The 22,311-nt window shown below is 58.2% G+C and carries 26 protein-coding genes, 1 tRNA gene and 1 pseudogene; 17 read left to right on the forward strand and 11 right to left on the reverse strand.

Translation table 11 applies throughout. The features are described from left to right. Positions 1-11: 11 nt before the first annotated feature. A pseudogene (locus HY2_RS06295) lies at positions 12-416 on the reverse strand (cupin domain-containing protein). Further along, positions 416-1,177: a hydroxyacylglutathione hydrolase gene (gloB, locus tag HY2_RS06300; RefSeq protein WP_034825871.1), complete on the reverse strand. Its 762-nt coding sequence runs from the start codon at positions 1,175-1,177 to the stop codon at positions 416-418. The pseudogene HY2_RS06295 and the gene gloB overlap by 1 nt, the downstream one beginning before the upstream one ends. Before the next feature lie 50 nt (positions 1,178-1,227). Here gloB and HY2_RS06305 point away from each other — a divergent pair, with 50 nt between their 5' ends. After that, on the forward strand, positions 1,228-1,971 hold the full coding sequence (locus HY2_RS06305) for a class I SAM-dependent methyltransferase (protein WP_034825818.1): 744 nt from the start codon (positions 1,228-1,230) through the stop codon (positions 1,969-1,971). A gap of 59 nt (positions 1,972-2,030) precedes the next feature. Next, positions 2,031-2,375 carry a P-II family nitrogen regulator gene (locus HY2_RS06310; RefSeq protein WP_034825820.1) on the forward strand — a complete coding sequence of 115 codons (345 nt, stop codon included), beginning with the start codon at positions 2,031-2,033 and terminating at the stop codon, positions 2,373-2,375. Between the two features lie 13 nt (positions 2,376-2,388). Here HY2_RS06310 and HY2_RS06315 read toward each other — a convergent pair whose 3' ends face one another. After that, entirely contained in the window at positions 2,389-2,766 is a 378-nt protein-coding gene (locus tag HY2_RS06315) for a DUF983 domain-containing protein (protein ID WP_034825822.1), read from the reverse strand. Between the two features lie 293 nt (positions 2,767-3,059). On the opposite strand from HY2_RS06315, the gene HY2_RS06320 reads away from it, so the two are divergent. The 3 genes from HY2_RS06320 (at position 3,060) to msrB (ending at position 4,835) form a co-directional block, all read left to right on the forward strand. Next, on the forward strand, positions 3,060-4,019 hold the full coding sequence (locus tag HY2_RS06320; RefSeq protein ID WP_034825824.1) for a prephenate/arogenate dehydrogenase family protein: 960 nt from the start codon (positions 3,060-3,062) through the stop codon (positions 4,017-4,019). Continuing rightward, the gene (locus tag HY2_RS06325; RefSeq protein ID WP_034825873.1) at positions 4,006-4,245 is read left to right on the forward strand and encodes a DUF2164 domain-containing protein; all 240 of its coding nucleotides are present in this window, start codon (positions 4,006-4,008) and stop codon (positions 4,243-4,245) included. Before HY2_RS06320 ends, HY2_RS06325 begins: the two co-directional genes overlap by 14 nt. Before the next feature lie 65 nt (positions 4,246-4,310). Further along, positions 4,311-4,835 carry a peptide-methionine (R)-S-oxide reductase MsrB gene (gene msrB, locus HY2_RS06330; RefSeq protein WP_206741000.1) on the forward strand — a complete coding sequence of 175 codons (525 nt, stop codon included), beginning with the start codon at positions 4,311-4,313 and terminating at the stop codon, positions 4,833-4,835. A 16-nt stretch (positions 4,836-4,851) separates the two neighbouring features. Here msrB and HY2_RS16695 read toward each other — a convergent pair whose 3' ends face one another. From HY2_RS16695 to HY2_RS06350, 4 genes are read right to left on the reverse strand one after another with little or no spacing between them, the layout of a single operon-like run. Continuing rightward, positions 4,852-6,114, reverse strand: a complete 1,263-nt coding sequence (locus HY2_RS16695) for a peptidoglycan DD-metalloendopeptidase family protein (protein ID WP_051594784.1) — start codon at positions 6,112-6,114, stop codon at positions 4,852-4,854. Then, positions 6,114-6,764, reverse strand: coding sequence for a hypothetical protein (locus HY2_RS16700; protein ID WP_051594785.1), 651 nt, complete (start codon positions 6,762-6,764; stop codon positions 6,114-6,116). Before HY2_RS16700 ends, HY2_RS16695 begins: the two co-directional genes overlap by 1 nt. 5 nt (positions 6,765-6,769) lie before the next feature. Then, entirely contained in the window at positions 6,770-7,378 is a 609-nt protein-coding gene (locus tag HY2_RS06345; RefSeq protein WP_034825827.1) for a hypothetical protein, read from the reverse strand. After that, positions 7,378-9,645: a S8 family serine peptidase gene (locus HY2_RS06350; RefSeq protein WP_051594786.1), complete on the reverse strand. Its 2,268-nt coding sequence runs from the start codon at positions 9,643-9,645 to the stop codon at positions 7,378-7,380. The genes HY2_RS06345 and HY2_RS06350 overlap by 1 nt, the downstream gene beginning before the upstream one ends. A 208-nt stretch (positions 9,646-9,853) precedes the next feature. Here HY2_RS06350 and HY2_RS06355 point away from each other — a divergent pair, with 208 nt between their 5' ends. Beyond that, positions 9,854-11,137, forward strand: a complete 1,284-nt coding sequence (locus HY2_RS06355) for an MFS transporter (protein WP_051594787.1) — start codon at positions 9,854-9,856, stop codon at positions 11,135-11,137. On the opposite strand, the gene HY2_RS06360 is transcribed toward HY2_RS06355, so the two are convergent. Then, a complete protein-coding gene (locus HY2_RS06360; RefSeq protein ID WP_233346680.1) occupies positions 11,138-12,373 on the reverse strand; it encodes a lytic murein transglycosylase in 1,236 nt (411 codons plus the stop codon). Positions 12,374-12,595: 222 nt separating this feature from the next. On the opposite strand from HY2_RS06360, the gene ykgO reads away from it, so the two are divergent. The 8 genes from ykgO to HY2_RS06400 all read left to right on the forward strand — a co-directional run bounded on the left by ykgO (position 12,596) and on the right by HY2_RS06400 (position 17,630). Continuing rightward, positions 12,596-12,721 carry a type B 50S ribosomal protein L36 gene (gene ykgO, locus HY2_RS06365; protein ID WP_011648318.1) on the forward strand — a complete coding sequence of 42 codons (126 nt, stop codon included), beginning with the start codon at positions 12,596-12,598 and terminating at the stop codon, positions 12,719-12,721. A gap of 31 nt (positions 12,722-12,752) precedes the next feature. Further along, positions 12,753-13,361, forward strand: coding sequence for an HAD family hydrolase (locus tag HY2_RS06370; protein WP_034825831.1), 609 nt, complete (start codon positions 12,753-12,755; stop codon positions 13,359-13,361). Positions 13,362-13,409: 48 nt separating this feature from the next. Further along, positions 13,410-13,940, forward strand: coding sequence for a tetratricopeptide repeat protein (locus HY2_RS06375; protein WP_034825833.1), 531 nt, complete (start codon positions 13,410-13,412; stop codon positions 13,938-13,940). A 5-nt stretch (positions 13,941-13,945) separates the two neighbouring features. Then, positions 13,946-14,887, forward strand: a complete 942-nt coding sequence (locus tag HY2_RS06380) for an alpha/beta fold hydrolase (RefSeq protein ID WP_034825835.1) — start codon at positions 13,946-13,948, stop codon at positions 14,885-14,887. A gap of 54 nt (positions 14,888-14,941) precedes the next feature. Beyond that, the gene (locus HY2_RS06385; protein ID WP_034825837.1) at positions 14,942-15,202 is read left to right on the forward strand and encodes a DUF2312 domain-containing protein; all 261 of its coding nucleotides are present in this window, start codon (positions 14,942-14,944) and stop codon (positions 15,200-15,202) included. A 42-nt stretch (positions 15,203-15,244) separates the two neighbouring features. Beyond that, positions 15,245-15,745 (forward strand): hypothetical protein, encoded by a 501-nt coding sequence (locus tag HY2_RS17545; protein WP_064773885.1) that lies wholly within the window; start codon positions 15,245-15,247, stop codon positions 15,743-15,745. Positions 15,746-15,810: 65 nt separating this feature from the next. Then, the gene (locus HY2_RS06395; RefSeq protein WP_034825841.1) at positions 15,811-16,659 is read left to right on the forward strand and encodes an SDR family oxidoreductase; all 849 of its coding nucleotides are present in this window, start codon (positions 15,811-15,813) and stop codon (positions 16,657-16,659) included. Between the two features lie 95 nt (positions 16,660-16,754). After that, positions 16,755-17,630, forward strand: coding sequence for an SDR family NAD(P)-dependent oxidoreductase (locus HY2_RS06400; protein WP_034825844.1), 876 nt, complete (start codon positions 16,755-16,757; stop codon positions 17,628-17,630). Positions 17,631-17,640: 10 nt separating this feature from the next. Here the strand turns inward: HY2_RS06400 and HY2_RS06405 are convergent, their stop codons facing one another. Next, the gene (locus tag HY2_RS06405) at positions 17,641-17,925 is read right to left on the reverse strand and encodes a hypothetical protein (protein WP_034825846.1); all 285 of its coding nucleotides are present in this window, start codon (positions 17,923-17,925) and stop codon (positions 17,641-17,643) included. Here HY2_RS06405 and HY2_RS06410 point away from each other — a divergent pair. Beyond that, positions 17,918-18,871, forward strand: coding sequence for a DMT family transporter (locus HY2_RS06410; RefSeq protein WP_158535298.1), 954 nt, complete (start codon positions 17,918-17,920; stop codon positions 18,869-18,871). The two genes, HY2_RS06405 and HY2_RS06410, sit on opposite strands and share 8 nt — an antisense overlap. Here the strand turns inward: HY2_RS06410 and HY2_RS06415 are convergent. Beyond that, positions 18,859-19,386: a disulfide bond formation protein B gene (locus HY2_RS06415; protein ID WP_034825850.1), complete on the reverse strand. Its 528-nt coding sequence runs from the start codon at positions 19,384-19,386 to the stop codon at positions 18,859-18,861. The genes HY2_RS06410 and HY2_RS06415 overlap by 13 nt on opposite strands. 66 nt (positions 19,387-19,452) lie before the next feature. Further along, positions 19,453-20,058, reverse strand: a complete 606-nt coding sequence (locus HY2_RS06420) for an exopolysaccharide biosynthesis protein (RefSeq protein WP_034825852.1) — start codon at positions 20,056-20,058, stop codon at positions 19,453-19,455. A gap of 89 nt (positions 20,059-20,147) precedes the next feature. Here HY2_RS06420 and HY2_RS06425 point away from each other — a divergent pair. Together HY2_RS06425 and HY2_RS06430 are read left to right on the forward strand one after the other, a co-directional pair. Continuing rightward, positions 20,148-20,232: transfer RNA gene (locus HY2_RS06425), tRNA-Leu, on the forward strand. A gap of 599 nt (positions 20,233-20,831) precedes the next feature. Next, positions 20,832-22,311 (forward strand): autotransporter-associated beta strand repeat-containing protein (locus HY2_RS06430; RefSeq protein ID WP_199285696.1); only part of this gene is annotated, 1,480 nt, incomplete at its 3' end.

Raw genomic sequence — 22,311 nt, forward strand, 5'->3', positions numbered from 1 at the left:
GCCATTTCAAATCAGCTGAAGTCAAAGCCGGGCACCACGACGCAACTGATCAGCGTCCATGCGCCGAGGGTCTCCGCCGTTTGCCTATGATGGGCAGGCACCACCCCTTGCGGCTGCTGCCCTGCACGCAGGTCAGGGCCCAAGGTTATTTGACGCACCCTTGCCATCAGGCGCGCTCAGTGTCAGCGACAAGGCCCGCCTGCATGCCATAGCCAGATCTCGTCTGCGTCGACGCGGTGCCAGGCACATAGCTCGTCGCCTGGCAGCAGATAGTAGATCAGCGTGGCAGCCGGGCGTTCATCCTCCAGGGTGGCGGACCCGAACGTCTGCCCATAATGCCCGCCCTCCGGATGGGGCGTCAGGTTCAGGAGGCGAATGATTTCATTGGGGCCAAGGTCCCCTGAAATCGCCGGCATCAGAACTTGTCCTTGCGGCCGCGGATCTCAGCGAAGGTGGCGACGGCGTCGCCCGGATGGCCCATGGCGGCCTGGAGTTCCGGCATGTCGGCGCGCAGGAAGGGGTTCGTGGCGAGCTCCCGGTCGAGGTATGTCGGCACGGTGGGCAGACCCTTGTCGCGGCGTTCGTCGATCTGCTTTACATAATCGGCCAGCTCTGCATTGCCGGACTCTATCGTCTCGGCGAAGCGAGCGTTTGCCTGCGTGTATTCATGGGCGCAGTATATCCGCGTTTCAGGCGGCAGGGCCTTCAGCCTGGAGAGGCTCTCCCACATCATCTCCATCGTGCCCTCGAAGACGCGACCACAGCCGAGCGCAAACAGCGCGTCGCCGACAAATGCCTTGTGCTGCTCCGCGAAATGATAGGCGATATGGCCGAGCGTATGGCCCGGCACGTCCAGCACGCGGGCGGTGGCGCGGCCGAATTCCACCGTCTCGCCGCCGCACAGGCGCACATCAATGCCGGGGATCTTTTCTGCCTCGCCGGCCGGGCCGTAGATGGTGCAGCCCGTCGTTTCTTTGATCTTCAAATTACCGCCTGCATGGTCCGGGTGCCAGTGTGTGTTCAGGATGTGGGTGATGTGCCAGCCCATCCGCTTCGCCTCAGCGAGGTACTTGTCGGCGTCGGGCGTATCGATGGCCGCCGTCTCGCCAGAATAATGTTCGTGAACGAGATAGCCGTAATTATCGTTCAGACAGGGAAATTGATGTATGTCGAGGATAATCTGCGTCATCTGGGTCTCCTTGAGACTGAACTAGCATAGAGAGGGCCATGCGTCAGGATGCCGTCACCTTGCAGCGTTTTTATTCTGCTCCGCTGGGGCAGGCTGCCGCGCGTATTCTGTCTGGCAAGCTGACGGATCTGTGGGGCGATGCAAGGGGCTTGTCGCTTCTGGGGCTTGGTTATGCAGTGCCTGTGCTGGATGCCTTCGGAAAAGCACCCGCGCGCACGGTGGCGGCTGTGCCGCATGAACATGGCCAGGTCAGCTGGGACCCCTCCGGAAGGGGCAATGCGGCCGTTTCTGTCGGCGATGTGCGTTTGCCCTTTCCAGACGGCCTGTTTGACCGCGTTATCGTCCTGCACGGTCTGGAAGAAACGGGCGACCCGCGTGCCTATCTGCGTGAGATCTGGCGCATCACCGCGCCTGAGGGCCGCATCGTGCTGGCAGCCTCCAACCGGTCCGGTCTCTGGTCGCGGGCTACGCGCACGCCCTTCGGTCAGGGGCGGCCCTGGACGCGCTCGCAATTGATGAACCTTCTGTCGATCGGCCTGTTTCAGGTGACAGCGTCGGCCAGCGCACTCTATATGCCGCCTGTGGGCAATCCGGTTGTCACCTCCGCCGCAGAAGGCTGGGAGGTGATGGGGCGATTCCTCGCGCCAGGCCTTGGCGGAGTGGTGCTTGTTGAGGCAGTTAAGCGACTTTATGCCTCTCCAGGAGGCGGTGCCCCGGCGCCTGTGACTGAAAAGGTACGCATTACGCGTCCTGTGACCACCAATGGGCGTGAAAGCCATTGACGCCCTACGCTGCCCGATTACTTTTGTAGTTCTAATTTAAGATCAAAGGATTATGCGCCATGAAACTCGTGACCGCAATTTTCAAGCCGAGCCGTCTGGATGCGGTCATTGATGCGCTGTCCGAAGCAGGCGCTACTGGCCTGACCGTTTCCGAAGTTCGCGGCTATGGCCGCCAATTGGGCAAGACGGAAGTCTATCGCGGGGCCGAATATGAGGTCCGCCTGTTGCCAAAGGTAAAGGTTGAGGTCGCCTGCGCTTCCAATGCCGCCGAACGCTATGCCGAGGCAATCAGCCAGGCTGCCAATACGGGCACGATCGGCGACGGCAAGATCTTCATCTATGATCTCGACAGCATTATCCGCATCCGCACGGGTGAGCGTGACGAGCAGGCTGTCTCGGGCTAGGAAGTTGGCGGGCTCAGGACTCGCCGTTTTTCTCAAAACTTGCTTCCACCGCATCATGGTGCAGCTGAAGGTTCAGCAGCACACCCTTTGCTACGGGCAGCAGCCATAGCGAGAGACCAATCACTGTGCCGCATAGTGCCACAAAGGCCAGAACTTTTGGTATCAAGGGCAGCGGGCTCATCGGCAGGAGGAAGAGGAAGGGTGCAAGTAAAAGCAGGACGCCAAAACCGACAAAGAAAGCCGGGCCATCAGCCGTATCGGCCTTGGACATGTCGCGGCCGCAAACCGGGCAGGACTCGTTCAGTTTCAGATATGAGCTGTACAGCTTGCCTTCGCCGCACTTGCCGCACCGCTGGCGGATACCGGAGAGAATGGGGGATGCGTTGCTCATTTCTAGTCCCTTTCTGTTCGGACCTTGTGTGACTGACCCGCGCTTCAGCGTGGCTGGTGCAATCACATGTCCGGAGTGTGCCAGTTTAGTCCTGTCAGAGCTCTGACATGGTGGCGTTTTCTATTTCGCCAAGACTATATCGCCAGCGCCCTGTGTCATCTGCGGTAGATGGCTGCAGGCGGCTTGTAAGTCGCAGGCCGATGCAGGACGCGGGGCCAATTCCAGCTGCTGGCTCTTGACCTTCGCGCCTGCTTTGCCCACCAGATCGGGCGGTATTTTACAGCAGGACCATCATGACCGAACCAGTCTTCGAACAGATCGCCATCATTGGTGCAGGCCTTATCGGCGCCTCCATTGCGCGGGCAGCCATCGAGTATGGTGTCGCCGGGTCTGTCAGCCTGTATGATGCCGATGCGGATGTGCGCCGCCGGGCTGCGGCAATCGGTCTGGGGGATGTGGCGGATACGCTGAAGACTGCGGTCGAGACATCGGATTGTGTCTTTCTGTGTGTGCCGGTTGGTGCATTGTCCGCTGTAGCGGCAAACGCTGTGCCTGCCATGAAGTCCGGCGCGATCCTGACGGATGTCGGCTCCGTGAAGGGGCAGGCTTCCAGTGCGCTGGCCGCGGCGGCTGATGGAAGGGTACATATCATTCCCGGTCACCCGATTGCCGGGACGGAGCAGTCCGGACCGGAGGCCGGCTTTGCCTCTCTCTTTCGCAATGCGTGGCACATCCTGACCCCGCTGGAAGGGGGCGATGAGGCCTATGCCGCGGCTGTATCTCAGCTTGAAGCCTTCTGGTGCGGGCTTGGCGCGAAGGTGGAGACGATGGACGCCGCGCGGCATGACCGGGTTCTGGCGATTACGTCTCACCTGCCGCACCTGATCGCGTTCAACATCGTCTCCACCGCGTTCGATATGGAAACGGTGGAAGAGGGGGAGGTGGTAAAATACTCCGCTGGGGGATTCCGGGATTTCACCCGGATTGCGGCGTCTGACCCTGTGATGTGGCGCGATGTGTTCCTTACCAACAAGGATGCCGTGCTGGAATGTCTGGGGCGCTTTTCGGAAGACCTTGCGGCTCTGCAGCGGGCCATTCGCTGGGGCGATGGCGAAACCCTGTTCAAGGAGTTCAGCCGTGCGCGGTCCATCCGCAAGGCCATTATTGATGCGGGCCAGGATTCTGGCACCGTGAACTTTGGCCGGAACCAGCCCGAAGAGTCGCCGGAGGGAGATGGAGATGAAGCCGATTGATCTGTCGGATGAGCGACGTGAAGCGCTCAGGAGCCATCTGCAAACCCTGTTTGCGACAGAATTTGATGAAACCCTCAGCGAGTTTCGTGCCGACGAGATTGTAGCCCTGATGCTGAAGACACTCGGGCCGACAGTTTACAATCAGGCCGTCGCGGATGTGCGGGCCCATCTGCAGACAAAGCTGGATGATCTGGATGGTGAAGTCTGGGCTGAGGAAGACCGGTAAGATCTGCTCACGCGCTTGTGTGTAGCGCGAGAGAACCAGAGCGCTATGTTTTGCGTATGACTGGTATGAAACATCTTCTTTCAAGACGCGCGCTTCTTCTATCCGGCGGGGCTGCTTTGGGTCTTGCGGCCTGTTCCGGCAATACGGCCTCCAGTGCGGCCGAGACCGATAATGCAGGCAACGCAGACAAATATGCTGACAGCAAATGGCGCAATCTGACAAACGCTGAGTGGCGCGACCAGCTCAGCGAGCCTGCTTTCAATGTGCTGCGTCGTGAAGACACCGAGCGTGCTTTCACCTCTCCCCTGAACAAGGAGAACGGGGAAGGCACTTACCATTGTGCGGGCTGTGACCTGGCATTGTTCTCATCCGGCACGAAATTCGATTCCGGGACCGGCTGGCCAAGTTTCTGGGATGCTTTACCAGGCGCTCTTGGCACGCGGCCAGACCGCAAGCTGATATATGTGCGTACGGAATATCACTGCGCCCGATGCCTTGGGCATCAGGGGCATGTTTTTGAAGATGGCCCAGCGCCCACGGGGCTGCGCTATTGCAATAATGGTGTGGCGCTGACCTTCAAGCTGGCCTGAGGCTCAAGCCCGTCGCTTATTCGATGATTTCCATGCCTTCCGGGATGACGAAGGGCGTACTGGCGACCCCGATGCTGGGCGCTTCAATCGCTTCGCCGGGGCCGTTCTCACGGCGCTCATAGGCTTTGACGAGAGACAGATAGGGTGGAACGTGGACCCATTGGCCATTGCCGCCATTCTGCGTGATCTCAAAATGCAGATGAAATGTGGTTGGTGTGCCGCCGAAATCATTTGATACATAGCCGATATGGTCTCCGGCGTTCACCGCGTCGCCCGCTTTCACCTCCAGCTTGTTCATGTTCATGTGCATGTATTTGTAGATGCGTCCCCCCGCGCGCAAATTCACGCTATAGCTACCGACATGCGAAATGATGCCGTCTTCCACGGCGACCACTTTCTGAAATGCCCGGTCAGCGGCTGGGGTTCTGCGTATTGTATTGCAGCTTTCGGCAGACCCGACGCGAATGTCCTGCCCCTGATGAACCTTGTTCTGCGGGCAATAAGGAGAATTGCGATTAGCGCTTCTGACTTCGCAGAAATTGTCGCGCCAGGGATAGGCATAGTTCCGCGCGTCGCACTGGTCGCCGCCCGCAACGCCGCCGCCAAAGCTGAAGACTTGTGATTGCAGATAGGCAGGCGCGTCGGCAATCGGAAAGACCATGTCCGGTGCATAGACGGTCTGATCCGGTGCGCCCTGGCCAGAGCCGGGCAGCAGCGCGCCTGCTTCATAATAGCTGAAGGTCGGTTCTGCTGTATCTGTATCAGAAACGGGTTCGGGCTGGGTGGGTGTTTCCGTGTCAAGCCCAGTCTCGCCCGTGTCTTCAGGCTCAGCGTCCGGCTCTTCGCTTGTCGGAGTATCTGTTGCGTCCTCGGGCGTTTCACCGGTTCCCGTGTCTGGAACCTCCGGCGACTCTGTCTCATCCGGTGCATGTGTATCGGGCATGACGTCGTCGACAGGGTCTGCGTCGAGGTCTGTAGCAGGGTCTTCAACATCGTCTGCATCCGTCCCGTCAGAAACGGGATCAGGCGTGTCTGTATCCTCTGAAGGCGGAGCAGGCAGATCCGTATCATCCGGGGTTTCAGCGTCACCACCCAGACCGTATGGGTCTTCCACAGGTGCTGCCGGAGGCGGTGGTCCTGGCGCTCCGGGGGGTACGGCGGGGCCGGGTTCTGGTGTTTCCGGCGGCGGGCCGCCATCACCCGGAAAACGGATGAAATCACATGCCGACAGAGCGAGCAGGGCGGCACCCGAAGCGATCAGTAGTCTGGCAGATCTCATTAGCGTGTCCCCGCAATGACCAGTTTTCGGGTGACTTCGAGCGCCTCGTTTTCCGAAATGCAATCCGCCTCGCCACCTTCGATGGATTTGCACTCAAACTCGACCAGATAGTCAGCGCCATAGCGGGAGAAGGAGACTTGCGCGCCCGTCATGGTCGGTGTGTAGGTGAGGGCGGTGTCCTCGGCAGGGGGGCTGTCGCCCGGAATCTCCAGCACCTCATTCGTTCCGTTCACGATGATATCGTAGTCTATGCCCGGATAGGTGGCGAAATATCCGTCGGACATGGGCTGGAAGCGCACGCCGGACTCTGCGCCCTGCGGCACGACAATGCCGGTGGGCAGAAGAACCGGCACAGGTGGCGCGGCCGCTTCTGCCTCAACCTGAAATCCGGTCGTCTCCCGGCTGCTGCTGGGTGTAGAGGCCATGTCGCGGCGGGCCGCCTCCCAGTCGATATTTGCCGTGCTGGCGACCACGACAGACGCGTCGTCCGCGGCGGGCTGGATGCCTGCTACATCCTCTGTGGGCGGCGCGACCGTTTCGGTTTTGGCATTTGCGTCCGTGTCATCCGACTTGCGGGCAATCAGGAAGTCACAGGCGCCAAGCGCAAGGCAGCAGACGCTCGCCAAAACAAGAGTGCGGGGGGCGGTCATGAATGTCAGTCCTCTCCGGGATGGGCCACATAGTCTGGATCAGCATAGGCAACGCCCTCGATTGCCATGATCTTGTCCTTGATCGCGTTGATCGCGCCGCGGGTCGGCTCCACGCCGGGTGCCAGTCTATAGGCCAGTTTGAGTTCGCCTGAATAGCTGGCACCAACCAGTTGGAATTCCTTCAGACCTGGTAGGCGCTCTGACAATTCAGTATAGGCCTTTTCGGCGATCTCGTGGTCGCGTTTGTAATTGCGGGAAATCGTGTCGACTTCCTTATGTCCCTTGATGCGGACAATGAATGTCACCTCTGCACCCGTGATGGAGGTTGGCACAGTGACCGGCCCGGCGGGCTCAGACGCAGGGCGCGCTATGGGATCATAAGGCGCGTCCAGGTCAGCACCCGGCTGGATTGTCTGCTCCGGGGAGGGGCGAATTGCATCCGGTTCCTGCAGGTCCGGGCCAGCCGTCGGCAAAGTCTCCTTTGTCTCCACAGCGGGGCGTTCGCGGTCATCGCCTGCGACCACAACCAGACCCGCAGCGCCAGCCAGCATGGTCAGGCCAGCCAAGCCCAGCGGGCCCCCGACATGGAAGGGAATAGAGCGGCGTCCTGCCATTATTGTCCACCGCCGCCTGTTGCACGTTCCGGCACTTTGGCCAGATTTAGCAGGCCCTGACCACAGGGCCGCAGGCACATGTCCGGGCTGCCTTCGATAGGCGTTGTGCCAGGATACAGTGCGCAAGAGCCAGCACATTGCTGAGGCTCGCGCGGGTCGACAGCGGCCAGTAGCGTAGAGATCAGCGTATCGGCATTCGCGTCCGGGTCCCGTGCCTTCAGCAGGGCAAGGGCCGCTGATACATGCGGTGCCGCCATGGAGGTGCCTTGCTCATAGGCGTAGAAGCAGTTTTCAACGCCTTCGCCAGTGACGGGATCATAGCAATTGGTGGAGGCCTTGGTAGACAGCACGCCGTCCGGACGGCCATCGCCATTGTCGTCGCGTGTCAGATCTCCGCCCGGCGCGAGGATGTCGACTTCCGGGCCAAAGTTCGAATATGGTGCAATCTGGCCACGCGCGTCACCCGCTGCCACGCTGATCACATTGGCACAGCCGCCGGGCGCGTAGAATTGCGTGGCGACCCGGGCATTGCCGGCAGCTGAGACGACGATCACACCACGCTCCGTGACGGAATCAATCGCATCCTGAAGAGAGGCCGGGCAGTATTCGAACAGGCCGATGGACAGGTTGATGATGTCCGCCGGATTGTCATTCCACACCTCATTGCCTTCCTTGTCTTCCGCCGGGATCAGGCCTCCGGCCCAGCGAATGGCGTCATTGATATCCGACAGCCGACCACCGCATTTACCGAGGGCGCGCACCGGAACGATCTTCACATTCCATGCGCCGCCGGCAACGCCTGCGCCATTGTTTGTTGCGGCGGCGCCAATTGTGCCGGCCACATGGGTGCCGTGGAATGTATCCGCGGCATAAGGCACGGAAGGATCGCACAAATCACCCGGATCGTTCGGGTCACTATCGCGTCCATCGCCATCATTGCCCATACGAGGGTCTGAGACCATGTCCCAGCCGGGCGCGATGTTCGGAGAGTCCTTGATGTCCGGATGGTTCATCTGCAGGCCGGTGTCGACCACAGCCACAACAATGTCGGGCGAGCCTTCCGTTCCCTGACGGGTCCAAAAGTCCTGAAATCCTGCGCCACCGCTGGATTCACCTTCGCCGGTGCCATTGTTCTGGAAGTGCCATTGCAGCGACCAGAGCGGATCATTCGGGGTGATGTCTGTTTCAGTGATCGTGCCGCCGGTGACATCAGGGCTGGTGCCCGGCGTATCGGGGCGAGGTTTGCGGGCGAACTGGTTTTCGAAAATATAGTCCTTTTCGACATATTCGAACTGACCGGAGGCGCGCAGATCCTTAACGATGCACTCCGTTGCCATCACCGGATTGGACTGAACGGTCACCATGTCCGGATCATCCGGGCATTCAATCTTCTGGTCGATGGCGAGGAAATTTTGAAAGGCGCTCTTGGGGCCACTCTGCGTATCGAAGCGCGTCGGGCTGCCGCCATCCTCGCCAATCTGTATCACCATCTGACCTTCACGCGACATGGCGACTTCTCCGCCCACGCCATATTTTGACAGTGTGTCAAGCATGACGGAATTGGCATCGCGCTGTGCGCGGATCGCATCCTTGCTGATGACAGAGCGACGGGCGAGTTTTCTTGCCGCTTCCTTTTCCTGAACCGGGGCCGCTTCAAGTGACCGGGGAGACAGGGAGCGTGTTTTTGTTGGGGGCTCCGGTTCCAACTCGGCTGTCCGTTCGAGTTCTTCCGTGGCTTTCTCGATTTCACTGAGGCTCTTGCTGCGCGCATTGGGGTCCAGCTTCACCTTGGGCATGACACGAGCCGGCTCTACAATGGTCAGGCTGCGGCTCGTGCTCGGGGTGGGAGCAGCGACGGGCGGAGAGTCCGCACTTTCTTCTGCGGTTTCGGCCAGTGCCTCAGGATCAGCCAGGAAGACCTCATCTTCTGTCTCAACCGCCATCGTTTCTGCTGGTGGGATGTCTTTCGGCTTCGCAATGATTGAGCCAATGGCAAACATTGGCCGCTCGCTCTCGGTATCGAATGGCATGTCATTGCGCAGCGTACCGGCAATGGCGCGATCCATGACATCTGCAGTTTCCAGAGCAGGCGTTCCGTCTTGCTCCACAATCGTGCGGCCGCTGAGTTGATCCAAGGTGGCGTCTGCCAGGTCACGGGCCCGTTCGAGGCGTGTATCCTGCTGATCACAAGCGGCCAGAACCAGCAAGCTGGCCACCGCCGTCCCCACAACCAGCCGGGCTGGTTTCGATGTCAGTTTCCGCAGCATGTGAGATATCCCCGTATTTCTGCCAAGGTACTCCCAGCTCCTTAGGTTAACCCTTTAGCAAGATTATGACGAGGGTTAGGCCATTGTCCAACTTAAAGACAATTCCTGGAGGCTGGTTCTCTCATCGGTCTCGCCTAATGGGCAAGTCGACTCACGGCGGAAATCTTCTTGCTGGACATTCCGCCGGACGCAGTTGAAGACATTGTGCATGAATTCGGGAGGCTCCACACCGCCAGACATGTCGCGTCCGGATCGCCGGGGGGCATTCTTTCTCCTGTTCTTTTCCCTGATGGCCATTGGTTCCGGCAATACGATGCTGATTGCCGCTGTGTTGCCGCCCCTGACGCGGGAGATCGGCCTGCCGGACTGGATGGCGGGCGCAATCTTCGGGCTCTCGGCTTTGTGCTGGTCTCTGACCTCGCCTTTCTGGGGGGGGCGTTCCAATCGCTGGGGCCGACGGCCTGTTGCCGCGTTGGGGCTTGCGGGTTTTGGAACCTCGATGCTGCTGCTCTTTATCATGGGATGGCTCAGCCTGAACCGGGTGATGACAGGCACGATTCTCGTCTTCACCTGTCTCGCGCTCTCGCGGTGTATCTTCGGCCTGATCGGCTCCGGCACCAACCCGGCGGCGCAGGCCTATGTCGCAGACCGGACAAGCCAGGCTGAACGCCAGTCGGAAATCGCGTTCATTACATCCGGCTTCAGTGTTGGCACCGTTATCGGCCCAGCTTTCGCGGCCGCTCTTGTGGCAACGCTCGGCCTGCTCAGTCCACTTTTGTTAACGGCGCTGATTGCCTACACGATGGCCGCCATGATCTGGTTCCGTCTGCCGGAAAAACGTGAACCGGTTACAGACGCAAAACTTATCGAAGAGATTCCCGGCGCGCGAGGCTTATGGCGCTCTGGCAATGTCTTGCCCTTCCTGATCTTCGCCGTGTCCCTCTCGTTGACGACAGGTGTGCTGACGCAGGTGTTCGTCTTCTCTGTGATGGACAAGCTGAATGTCGCCGGAAAGGAAGCCGCGCAATATACGGGTCCGGCCTTCACCGTCGGGGCGCTCGCTGTACTGTTGGCGCAGCTGGTGCTTATCCCGCGCATGAAGTTGAAGAACAAGACGCTGATGTGGGGCGGATGCCTGCCCTTACTGGCGGGCGCATTGCTGATGGTCTTTGCTGCGGACTATGCGACCTTGATCCTGGCGCAATTCTGTATCGGCATCGGGCAGGGGCTTGCGCGGCCAGGCTTCTCCAGCGGCGCCTCGCTTGCTGTTTCACCTCAATTGCAGGGCAATGTGGCGGGACTGGTCATTTCGGCAAATGGGATGGGATTTATCATCACGCCCTTTTTCGGGCTGTTCATATATGAATATGTGAACCCGCATTTGCCTTTCATCTTCTGCTCAGGCCTATTGGTCTGCATGGCTCTGTTCGCCCGGTTCGTGCTCAAGGATGGCCTTGGCGAGCCGGACGAAGATGAAATTGATGTGTTCTGATCAGTTTGTGCCGGGGCTGACAGCGACACCGACAGATCCGCTTCCGGTCACCATGGCCAGCGCTTCGCGGGTCGGGTAGCCGTCTGCGACCAGCCCCTGAGACTTCTGGAAGGCCTGCAGGGCGCCTTTGGTCTTGCGACCGGGAATGCCGTCTACCACGCCCGCATCAAAGCCCTTGGCGTTCAGGGCCGCCTGTAGCGTCTTGATCTCACTGACAGTCAACGGATGCAGATGGGTTGGCCAGGCGGCCACGGGCCCCATGCGCCCGCCCATGGCATCTCCTGACAGGCCGACGGCGAAGGCGTAGGAGTCGGCATTGTTATAGGTCTTGAAAACCTTGAAATTGTTGAACAGCAGATATTTTGGGCCTTCCGCGCCCGCAGGCAGCCATAGCTCGGCGTAATTGGCACCATTGGTGTTGAAAGCGCCGCCAGCGGCAGGCACCAGGCCAGCCTGCATCCAGCTTTCCATGCGGCGCTCATTGCCATCGGCCAGGCTGTAATCGAACCCGGTAGGGGCCAGCACTTCGATGCCCCATGGCTGATGCAGGGCGTAGCCGGAGCTGGACAGGTAATTGGCGGCAGAGGCGAGGGCGTCGGCTTCGCTGTTCCAGATATCCTTCAGGCCATCGCCGTCAAAATCCTGCGCGAAGGCAATATAGGTGGAGGGCATGAACTGGGTGTGTCCCATGGCCCCGGCCCAGCCAGCCTTTAAATCATCGCGCTGGGCATCGCCCTTTTCAAGAATCTTCATCAGGGAGAGCAGTTCGCTCTCGGCCAGTCCTTTCCGGCGGCCTTCCACGGCCATATTGGCTAGCACGTTCGGGCCATCATAATTGCCCTTGATGGCCCCAAAGCTGGTTTCCATGCCCCAGATCGCGACAATAGCTTCCCGGTCGACATTGTAGGCGGCCTCCAGCGCATCAAACAGCGCAGGATTCTCCGCCAGACGCGCCTGACCTGTCGAGATTCGGCTATTGCTCATCGGAACGCGCAGATAATCCCAGATCGGTTTGGCAAACTCGGCCTGATCCTCGATTCCAGTCTGGGCGGGCTGGAACGTGCTTCCCAGCCACAGCTCCAGCGGAGAAATGCCCGTCAGTACAGATTTCACAACAGCGCGGTCATGCCCCGCGGCCAGTGCCCGAGCCGAAAAGTCTTTCCGCCAGGCATCTATGTCGGCATGGCCTGAGGATTCGTAGCTAATGGGGCCAGTTTCCGGGGAAGGGGATGTCACGGGAGGCTGAGACGGAGCAGGCGGCTGCGGGCTGTGCGCACATGAAGCCAAAAGAGCTGTCAGGCTGGCCGCAGCAATGATATGAGACCGCCGAAGCGCGAACTGTGCCATCTTTTCTGCTCCTGAAACTGCATGCTCATAACAGCATGCAACCTTGACTCTCTTCACCGGATTCATTACGCGCTCCGCTTTCCATTTCCTTATGATCCACAGGCTAGGCCCATGAAAGTCCGCTCGTCTCTCAAATCCCTCAAGTCGCGTCACCGCGATTGCAAGATCGTGCGCCGCAAGGGCCGCGTTTACGTCATCAACAAGACTGACCCTCGCTTCAAAGCAAAACAGGGCTGACGTGAACATGAACAGGCAATGAGGCGGCACTATGGCTGTCCGGATTGTCCTGTTTGATCTTGGCGGTGTGGTTCTCGATTGGGATCCCGCACGACTGTATTCGAAGATATTAGAAACGCCGCAGGAACGCGACATGTTCCTTGCGGACGTCTGTACTATGGCCTGGCATAACAGGCATGATGCCGGCGAAAGCTTTGCGGGTAATGCAAAGCCTTTGATCGCCGAATACCCACATTACGAAGACCATATTCTCGCCTGGGGGCAGCGCTGGTTCGAGATGTTCGATGGCTATGTAGACGGCACGCCGGATTTGATCGCCCGGCTGCAGGCACGACACGTGCCACTCTATGCGCTCTCCAACATGCCGGCAGACCCCTGGGAAGAGATGCTGGACGTTTTTCCTTTGCTGCGCGTTTTCCGGCACGCCGTCATCTCGGGCGAGATCGGCATGGTGAAGCCAGCCCCGGTTATCTATCACCACGCATTGGCCAAAATGGATGATCCCGATCCGGCAGAGGTTTTGTTTGTTGATGACAGGCTGGAGAATATCGAGGCCGCGGACGCATTGGGTTTTCTGACGCATCACTTTACGACGGCAGATGGCCTTGAAGCCACGCTTCGCTCTGAAGGTCTGATCTGATGGTAAGATAAGGTTGCCGCGGACCAGTTGCGCCGTAATATCCAGATAATGATACGCGTTTTTCTTCTCGCATGCCTGTTTCTGGTAGGGGTGGCTCATGCCGAACCCTCTGACGAGATGTTCGAAAAGCTGCGCAATGCCCCCAGCGATAGTGAGGCGCATGACGTCGCACTGGATATCTGGGCATCGTGGATGGAGTCTGGCTCAGCGACCGTGGATGTTATCATGCAGCGCGGCGTGGATGCGCAGACTGCTGGCGACATCGAAACGGCGCGCGCCCTGTATGACCGCGCAATTCTGATCAAGCCGGACTATTCGGAGGCGTGGAACCGCCGCGCTTCGATCTTCCTGATGGAAGAGAACTATCCCGAAGCCCTGCGAGACCTCAATGAGGTGCTACGCCTTGAACCGCGCCATTTCGGGGCCTGGTCCGGACTGGGCATGATGTTTGAAGGCATGGAAGCCCCACATCAGGCGCTGGAGGCCTATCGTGAGGCGCTCGTGATCTATCCCCGCATGCAGCAGGCTCTGGCAGCCGAGAAGCGCCTCGCCAAGCTGACTGAGGGGCAGGGCCTTTGAAGCGCATGCTGACCGCTGCTGCCCTTGGAGTTTCCGTGATCGGTACAGGCGCATGCGTCTCCAGTGCGGCCTACACCGCCCGTGTGGAAGCGACCAACCCGGCCATTGGTGAGATGGTAGAGGTGAATGGCAACAAGGTGCATGTGATCCAGCAGGGCGGGACAGGCGTGCCAGTTCTGATGATCCATGGCGCCAGCGCCAATGCACGGGAATTTACCTGGACGCTCGGTCCGCGCCTTGAGGATGAATATCGCCTCATGATGGCCGACCGGCCCGGACATGGCTATTCCGAACGCCCGGCCGATGCGGCTGAGCTTGGCGTGCAGGCCGCGCAGATGGCGGGCGTTCTGGACGCGCTGGCGCCGGGCGAGAAAGCTGTACTTGTTGGCCACTCCTTTGGCGGAGCGGTTGCCTTGCGCGTTGCGCTGGATCGGCCAGACCTTGTGAAAGGGCTCGTCCTGCTCGCCCCAGTCACGCATGACTGGGGCGGCGGCGGACAGGCTTGGTATAACAGCTTTGCTTCGCAGCCTGTGATCGGCCCAGTCTTTAGTCAGCTGGTGCCGATTGTCGGGCCGCAACAGGTAGCCAGCGGCATCAATGGTGTGTTCGACCCGGCCCCCGTTCCTGAAAATTATTTTGAGAAGTCGGCGATCGGTCTTTTGTTTCGCCCGCCGAACTTTCGTGCCAATGCGCGCGATGTTCAGGCGTTGGAAGCGGAGCTGGCCAAACAGTCGGAGCGCTATGGCGAACTCACTGTGCCCATTGTGGTTTTTTCCGGCAGTGGCGACACGGTGATCACGCCTAAGGTGCATGTCGGCCGCCTGAAGAAGCAGGTGCCGGTGGATCTGGTTATTCTGCAGGCGGAAGGTCACATGCCGCATCATGCGGAGGGTGAAGCTGTTGCCGATGCCATACGCCGTCTGGCCAGCGGTGAAATCTCCGGCTAAGACGCGCGCTCGATTTTTAATTCCTCCCCGATTCTTTCAGACAAGGAGCCTCTCATGGACGACGCCTCGATCCAGCATCTCACTGAAGCGACCCGCGAGAAACTCCGCCAGACCGTCTCAAAAATAGAGCGTCTGGAAGAAGAGAAGAAAGAGGTCGCCGAGCAGATCAAGGAAATCTACGCCGAAGCTAAGGCGTTTGGGTTTGATACCAAGGCGCTGCGCCAGGTTATAAAGCTCCGCAAGCAGGACCGCGCCGAGCGCGAAGAAGCTGAGATGGTGCTTGAAACCTATCTGATCGCGTTGGGCGAAGCCTAAGCGCGGTTTGCCTCTGACGCCGGATGCGCCATAATATTTTCCATGGGCAGGGATGTCGACGAACGCAAGAAACGGGCTGCGCTGCGCAAATTGCGTAGGGCTGCGCAGCTGGCCGAGCAGGGGCTTGGGCCCCCCCTCTCTGATTGGGAGCGCCAGTTTCTCGAAGAAGTCGAAGAGCGGATCGAGACTTATGGCTCCGCCTTTGCCGACCCGCTGAAAGGCGATGAGGGAGAGCCGCTCTCAGTATTGCAGCAGGTCAAGCTCAAGGAAATCGACAAGAAGGCGCGCGGCAAGGCGCGCAAGGGATTCGGCCAGAAGAAGGGCGGGTTCAATAAGCGTCCTGTCCCTCGTGTGCGCCAGTTGGGTGACGACATAGAGCCTGAGGAGGAGGCGCCGCAGACTTCCCCGCCCATGCCCCGCGAGCTGCCGAAACTGGTTCGCGCAGCAGACCTCAAGACAGATGAAAAACCAGAGCAGCCCGAATGCAAAGCGCCGCAAGGGCGTCCGGTTTTCCGTGTCATCAACGGCGGAAAGACAGATTAGCGAGACCCGACCAGAGCTTTCGCGCGTATAAAAAGCAGACCATCCTGACAGATAAGGATCACCGCATGAAGACCGTACTTGTAACCGGAGCCTCTACCGGAATTGGCGCCGCCGCCGCGCGACATTTGGCTAAACAGGGTTGGTGCGTTTATGCGGGAGTGCGCAAGCAAAACGACGCCGATACATTGCATGCCAATACGCCGGGAGACCTGCACCCGATTATTCTGGACGTTACAAAGCCAGATCAGATTGAAGCAGCTGTTGCGACGATTTCAGAAGGCCTGAAAGGTGCAAAGCTCAATGGACTCGTCAATAATGCCGGCATCGCAAATATGGGCCCGCTGGCTTTGCAGCCGATGGATACTTTCGAAGCACATTTTCAGGTGAATGTGATTGGCCTGATGCGTGTGTCCCAGGCTTTCATCCCCTTGCTGGGATCTGATGAAACCCGCACCGGAGATCCAGGCCGCATTGTCAATATTACCAGCGTGGGCGGGCGGCTCTCTGCGCCGTTCCTCGGCGCCTATGCGGCCACCAAACACGCGGTGGAGGCGCTGACGGATGCCCTTCGCCGAGAACTTGTCATCTATGGCATTGATGCCATTGCGATTGGTCCTGGCTCTGTGAAGACGCCAATTTGGGACAAGGCGGAAGAGGCCAATAGTGATGATCCCTATGCTTCCAGCGACTGGGCAGACTCTCTGGAGACGTTTGAGCAGGTAATGCTGAAAGGCGGCCGCACAGGCCTGCCGCCGGAGAAGATCGCCGAAGTGATCGAGACGGCGCTTGATGACCCGACGCCCAGGGCGCGATATGCTCCGGTGCCGGACAAGCTGACCAATTGGTACATCCCGACCCATTTGCCTAAACGGATGCTGGACAAGATATTCTGGAAACGCTTTGGCCTGAAATAGGTTCGCAGAGCATGGCCTTTATCTTTTCCGCGACCACTTGACGAACCACGCGGAAAGCAGGCGCATTCTTTCCCAAACGAGGGAGGAATACATCCATGGCAGATCTGTCAGGCAAGGTTGCAATAATCACCGGCGCGGCAAGTGGCATTGGCCTGGCGGGGGTCGAGACATTTGTCGCTGCAGGCGCAAGGGTCGTTGCGGGTGACATCCAGGATGAAAAGGGAAAGGCCCTGCAGCAACGCTTCGGGGATGACAAAGTCCTTTTCGTGCATTGCGATGTGACACAGATGGATCAACTGGAGGCGCTGATGGGCAGGGCCGCCGGTCATTTCGGGCAGCTGGATGTTCTGTGGAATAATGCAGGCCATGGCGGCACACCGGATGGTGTGGAAGAGCTGGATCTGGATGCCTATGATCAGACCATGACGCTGCTTCTGAAACAGGTCTTTGCCGCCACGAAATTCGCCATTCCGCATATGAAGGAAAAAGGTGGCTCGATCATCAACACGTCATCCATCAGCGCGATTACAGCGGGCTATGCGCCCTTGACCTATTCTGTTGCTAAAAAAGGCGTGGCGCATTTTTCAAAGATGGCAGCGGCGGAACTCGCCAAATACAAGATTCGCGTAAATGCCGTACTGCCGGGCTTTATCGCGACCTCGATCTTTGGCGCTTCGCTTGGCTTGCCGCGGGAGCAGGCCGATCAGATGGCCGCGATGCTGGTTGAGGCAGGGGCCTCGATGCAGCCGATTGGCCGGACAGGCAAAAGCGAGGACATTGCTGAAATGGTGGCATTCCTTGCTTCGGATGCGGCGAGCTTCATCACGGGTGGGGAGTTCGTTGTCGATGGCGGCATGACGGTCGGGCCGCGACATTCCTGGGATGAAGCTGCAGGCGGGCCACTTCTGGATGCGCTGGGCATTACGCCGGAGCAAGCGGAACAGATGCGAGCCCAGATGCAGGCAGGCTAGGGTGCCGCGCCTAATCCTGAGACAGCGCTTCCAGGCCGGGAATCAGTTCCACCTTCTTGAGGAGTGCTTTCAGGCTTCTTGCGTGGACGACAGGTCTGCCTCTTTCGTCGGCGATGCTATAGCCTAACCCTGTCTTGCTGAGGGGAAAACGGCGCCAGTGTGCTCGTGTCCGGAAAATCCAGACTTGTTGCGGTTCTCGCCCGGAGGCCGCCCATCCCGTCCACATATGATCTGCCGGCAGCTCACGCCAGAGACGGTCGATTTCGTCAATTTCGGAAGGCGTAAAATTGCCCATTCATACAAATCCTGACCACACGGAGCCTATAGACCTACTGACCCCGGAGGCACCGCGCAACATTGAGGGTGCGATATGGATGATCACTTCGGGGGCTGTTTTTACGGTATTTCTGACGCTGTCAAAGGTCCAGTCAGCCACATTTGACCCTGGTTTCCTGGCGTTCTGGCGTTCGGCCGTGGCGATGATCGTGACTCTGCCGGTCATTTTCCAGCAGGGTGTCAGCATTCTGAAAATACATCAGCCCGGCATGATCTTCCTCAGAAGTGCCTTTGGCACATTGGGTTTCATTCTGGGGTTCTATGCCGTCTCTGATGCGGTGGGTATGCCGCTGTCGGAATTCAATTCGATCAGCTTTTCCCGAGCCATGTTCATTACCGTGCTGGCGGCTTTTGTTCTTAGGGAGAAGGTGGGTGTGCACCGTTGGGGCGCGACCTTTCTCGGCTTTCTGGGTGTCATGATCATGCTGCAGCCCCAGATGGGCATCAGCCTGGGCATGATGCTGGCCTTGGCGGCAGCGTTCTGCATGGCCGGGGCGATCACGCTCGTAAAGTCCCTGACGCGTCTTCACAGACCGATGACATTGCTGATCTGGGCCAACTTCCTGTCATCAGTACTGCTCTTGCCCTTAGCCATCTGGAAATGGCCGGAGGTCGAGCCGTCCCTCATGGATTGGGGGCTGATCGTTCTGATGGGGCTATGCGGCGTGATGGGACAGTATTGCTATATCCGCGGCATGAGTATCGGAGATGTCTCTTTCCTATCACCCATGGATTATCTGCGTCTTCCCATGGCGGCGCTGGTTGATTTGAGCCTATTCCATATCCTGCCGGGCTTTTGGACGTGGGTGGGCACGGCCATCATTATCGCCGCGACGCTCTACATCACATTGCGCGAACAACGCCTCAAGAAGCGGCGCATGGGGGCGCTGGATCAGCCCGGCTGATCGGACGCCGCCCCGCGAAAGGTTGCGCCCGCCGCAACCAGGCTGAGGATCGCCATGACAGCAGAGATCACGCCATTCCAGCCCGCCATGGACAGGCCCATGATGTAGAAGGGCGCATCGGTACAGGACGGCACATGCATTGGCTCATTAAAGTCCTGGAATGCCATCGGGTCGATCGGCCCCTCTCCTGCACACCCCGTCGGCGGTGGAAAAATGCTCCACTCCACACCGGCATGGTAGAAGGCTACGACGACGCCAACGCCGAAGACCAGGCCGACCATAACGTTCAGCGCGACGAGAAAGCGCCGTTTGGGAACAATCTTCCAAAGGGCCAGTCCGGTCAGGGTCATGGCGATAAGGGCCCAATAGACATCCCGCTGCCGTAGGCAAAGCGGGCAGGGTGCCAGGCCGCCAAAAGCTTCAAAAGCGTGGGCTGCCGCCAGCATGAAGACAGACAGGCCGACCGCTATGCAGGGCCATTTCCAGTCTTTCAGCAGGGATACGAAAAATGTCATGTCGCAGCTAAAGCCGGGAGATTGTCGCTTCACAATGCGGCGCGTAGTCACTTTGCTGTTATTGGCTTAGCCAAGCAGGGTCACGGCGCCGAGCAAAACGGCCCCAATCAGGCCGCTGACCCAGGCTGTTCCGATCAGCAATCCTGCAATCACCATGAGGCCATCCTTCTGCATCAGTCCGAAAGAGGCGATAGCGACCCCGAAGCCGGGTACGGTATTGGTCATGGGTAGAGGGACGAGGATTGAGGCGCAGAAAATGCACAGAAAGGCGCCAATCACCCGCTCAGACCGTTTTCCTGTGATCATGGTCAGGCGTGGGCGGACAATGGCTTCAATCCAGCCAAGCCATTTGCGGCCGCCCTTCGACATTTGGGTCAGCCCTTTCCGGTCAATCTTCCGAGCGGCCATCTTTTCCGGCATCCAGGGCTGCTCGCGCCCCATGACCATTTGCGCCGCCAAGGCCATCATTGGCAGGGATACGACTTGTGGAACGCCATAAAGGAACGGGATGCAGCAAGGTAGCGCCAGCAGAAACAGGCCGGCCCCGAATGCGCTCTCGTCTAGCTGGTCAAAAATTTCGCGCAGGGAATATCCCTCTTCCGGGGCTCTGGCGGCCATGGCTTCCAGAGTTTGGAGAAGGGTTTTTTCTTTGGCGGGGGAGGGTGTTTGCATGGAAGATGTGTTAGCCAGCTTTTTCTACGGCGTCGAGAAGATTGACATATGCCCCACCTATGCGGCAGGAGAAGCGCTCCCGATATCGGGCCTCTGTGGCGGAATTGGTAGACGCGACGGATTCAAAATCCGTTTTCTTCGGAAGTGCCGGTTCGAGTCCGGCCAGAGGTACCACATGCGCGGATGATCGCGCCAATAGCGCGCAAATCTATTTTAGCCGCGCCGAAATGATCCTGCGATTTCCGAAAACTACCTTCCGGTGTTCCTAACTTTTATTTCCTCAGCAGCGTTGCTCTGAAGATATCTATGCGGATTTGCATGATTTTATTTTGATTTACGCGCTTCCGTGGATCAGGCGAAGATATTTTTAATCCTTTGGTTGATTTCCTTTTGTGCCCTGGATAATCCCAGCAGAAAAGGGCTGCAAGCTTGGAGCGCGTGTCAGTTCAGTGGCCTGTCAGGCTATATCTCGATTTCGATGGAGGTGAACCGACCTCAGCTTCTTCTGGCCTCTGTCTATTCGTATGGTTCGCATAAACTGTATATATATATGCAGATAACAAATATATTATTAACTACAATTACCATTAAGGGTATTCGTAAATACGTTCTTAAGAGGCGTTAAAATCTTCCCAGCTTTTGCTAATGCTTGGTCTTGGACTTCGGCGGAATTGTAATCTCTGATTCACTAGCGATTACTATATAAACAATGTGACGGCAAAGAGTAGGCACATTTTCCTCTCTAAAGTTGAGTGATTGTTGGAGGTCGCGACGTGAGAAAAGATCAAAAGTATTATTATCCGCATATGCGTAAGAGAATAGCTCGCCATTCCCTGGTGTCGGTATCCTTGGCGGCCATGGCCGCATCCCTTTTGTATTCAGGCGCAGCTCATGCTGAGCCGGCTGTGTACTTCAACGAGGATGCCAATGTCGGTATCCAGAGATTCAAGGATACGGTTGATGCGGCCTATAACGCAGCTAATCCGGGATCTACGCGCACTTCGCTGATCTATGAGTATGACATCCTCAGCACCAGTGGCAGCAGCTTCATGGTCATCGGCCCGAATGCCGGTGACCCCTCTGTCATTGTCGAAACCACTCAGGCGGGTAATCAGGCCAACAATGCTGGAACTGGCAGAGAAGGTGGTGACGGCTTCACCAACTGGAGTAACTCTTACAGCGGCGGCTTCGCAGGTGCCGAGGCCATGGGGTATACCTATAAATTCTTTGAAACCGACGGAACGACGCCGTTTGATATGAATGCCATTGGGACAATGGTGAATGACTGGGGAACCTGCTGTACAACAAACAATGCGACGCCAAGTGGTGGAAGTGCTGACGCATCCGAGGTGTATCTTAGATTTGGAAATTCCGATCCTCTTCTTCTTGGAGGAATTTCTAACCGTATCAGCAGTCAGGAACACTTCATCGGTGCGATCAACGACACCAACTTCTTTAATGAGGTTACGGTCATCGCCAATGGTCAAGGGGAATTCTTCGGTGTTGGCGGATACCTGATCTTCTCATCTGTGGCCTTGAACAGTGTTCCTGAAGGGTCTTCTGATGTTGATGACAGCCTTGGGGGCGGAACAACAATTCCGGATATCGATACGGCGTCCACTTATTATACAGGTGGGAATTTGGCCGATGGCGCTGTGAACCCGAACTTTGTTGGTGGTACACTGATGTTCGGTATGAACACCAGTGTGAACACTAGCTTCACGGTCCAATCCCAAGGCGGCACCATCGATACAGAGAAAAACATCGTTGTTGTCCATGGCGACTTTACTGGCGCGGGCGGTATGAAAAAAACCGGTTCCGGCCTGCTTGTCCTGTCTGGTACAAATACACAATCCGGTGGGTTTACGGTTTCCGAAGGCACCCTGCAGGCCTCCAGGGATTCCAATCTTGGCGGCGGACCCCTGACAATTGGTAATGCCCGTTTCCAGGCTGGCGGTAGTTTCAACTCCAATCGACAGCTTATTGTTCAGCATCAAAACTCTGTGTTTGATCTACAGGACAATTCTGTCCTCTGGCAGGGAGCTGTCACAGGCAATGGAGCGCTGAACCTCACTGGAAGTGGCCACATGTATCTGACAGGGGCAAATACATACACTGGCGGAACGACCCTCACTGGAGGCATGCTGACAGGCAACACGACGTCGATTCAAGGCGATGTGGTAAACGGTGGCACGGTAGAATTTGTTCAGGACACGACGGGCACATATTCCGGTGCGATGTCTGGAACAGGCG

It is taken from the genome of Hyphomonas pacifica (assembly GCF_000682675.1).
Classification (GTDB): Bacteria; Pseudomonadota; Alphaproteobacteria; order Caulobacterales; family Hyphomonadaceae; genus Hyphomonas; species Hyphomonas pacifica.

Excerpts from the sequence above, each read along its gene's own strand:
- HY2_RS06395 (WP_034825841.1), top strand. The coding sequence starts at position 15,811 with ATGAAGACCGTACTTGTAACCGGAGCCTCTACCGGAATTGGCGCCGCC.
- HY2_RS06325 (WP_034825873.1), top strand. The coding sequence starts at position 4,006 with ATGAAGCCGATTGATCTGTCGGATGAGCGACGTGAAGCGCTCAGGAGC.
- HY2_RS06345 (WP_034825827.1), bottom strand. The coding sequence starts at position 7,378 with ATGGCAGGACGCCGCTCTATTCCCTTCCATGTCGGGGGCCCGCTGGGC.
- HY2_RS06380 (WP_034825835.1), top strand. The coding sequence starts at position 13,946 with ATGCTGACCGCTGCTGCCCTTGGAGTTTCCGTGATCGGTACAGGCGCA.
- HY2_RS06385 (WP_034825837.1), top strand. The coding sequence starts at position 14,942 with ATGGACGACGCCTCGATCCAGCATCTCACTGAAGCGACCCGCGAGAAA.
- HY2_RS06310 (WP_034825820.1), top strand. The coding sequence starts at position 2,031 with ATGAAACTCGTGACCGCAATTTTCAAGCCGAGCCGTCTGGATGCGGTC.
- HY2_RS06315 (WP_034825822.1), bottom strand. The coding sequence starts at position 2,766 with ATGAGCAACGCATCCCCCATTCTCTCCGGTATCCGCCAGCGGTGCGGC.
- HY2_RS06320 (WP_034825824.1), top strand. The coding sequence starts at position 3,060 with ATGACCGAACCAGTCTTCGAACAGATCGCCATCATTGGTGCAGGCCTT.
- HY2_RS06350 (WP_051594786.1), bottom strand. The coding sequence starts at position 9,645 with ATGCTGCGGAAACTGACATCGAAACCAGCCCGGCTGGTTGTGGGGACG.
- HY2_RS16695 (WP_051594784.1), bottom strand. The coding sequence starts at position 6,114 with ATGAGATCTGCCAGACTACTGATCGCTTCGGGTGCCGCCCTGCTCGCT.
- msrB (WP_206741000.1), top strand. The coding sequence starts at position 4,311 with ATGAAACATCTTCTTTCAAGACGCGCGCTTCTTCTATCCGGCGGGGCT.
- HY2_RS06375 (WP_034825833.1), top strand. The coding sequence starts at position 13,410 with ATGATACGCGTTTTTCTTCTCGCATGCCTGTTTCTGGTAGGGGTGGCT.
- ykgO (WP_011648318.1), top strand. The coding sequence starts at position 12,596 with ATGAAAGTCCGCTCGTCTCTCAAATCCCTCAAGTCGCGTCACCGCGAT.
- HY2_RS06400 (WP_034825844.1), top strand. The coding sequence starts at position 16,755 with ATGGCAGATCTGTCAGGCAAGGTTGCAATAATCACCGGCGCGGCAAGT.
- HY2_RS06405 (WP_034825846.1), bottom strand. The coding sequence starts at position 17,925 with ATGGGCAATTTTACGCCTTCCGAAATTGACGAAATCGACCGTCTCTGG.
- HY2_RS06355 (WP_051594787.1), top strand. The coding sequence starts at position 9,854 with ATGAATTCGGGAGGCTCCACACCGCCAGACATGTCGCGTCCGGATCGC.
- HY2_RS16700 (WP_051594785.1), bottom strand. The coding sequence starts at position 6,764 with ATGACCGCCCCCCGCACTCTTGTTTTGGCGAGCGTCTGCTGCCTTGCG.
- HY2_RS06420 (WP_034825852.1), bottom strand. The coding sequence starts at position 20,058 with ATGCAAACACCCTCCCCCGCCAAAGAAAAAACCCTTCTCCAAACTCTG.
- HY2_RS06415 (WP_034825850.1), bottom strand. The coding sequence starts at position 19,386 with ATGACATTTTTCGTATCCCTGCTGAAAGACTGGAAATGGCCCTGCATA.
- HY2_RS17545 (WP_064773885.1), top strand. The coding sequence starts at position 15,245 with ATGGGCAGGGATGTCGACGAACGCAAGAAACGGGCTGCGCTGCGCAAA.
- HY2_RS06305 (WP_034825818.1), top strand. The coding sequence starts at position 1,228 with ATGCGTCAGGATGCCGTCACCTTGCAGCGTTTTTATTCTGCTCCGCTG.
- HY2_RS06370 (WP_034825831.1), top strand. The coding sequence starts at position 12,753 with ATGGCTGTCCGGATTGTCCTGTTTGATCTTGGCGGTGTGGTTCTCGAT.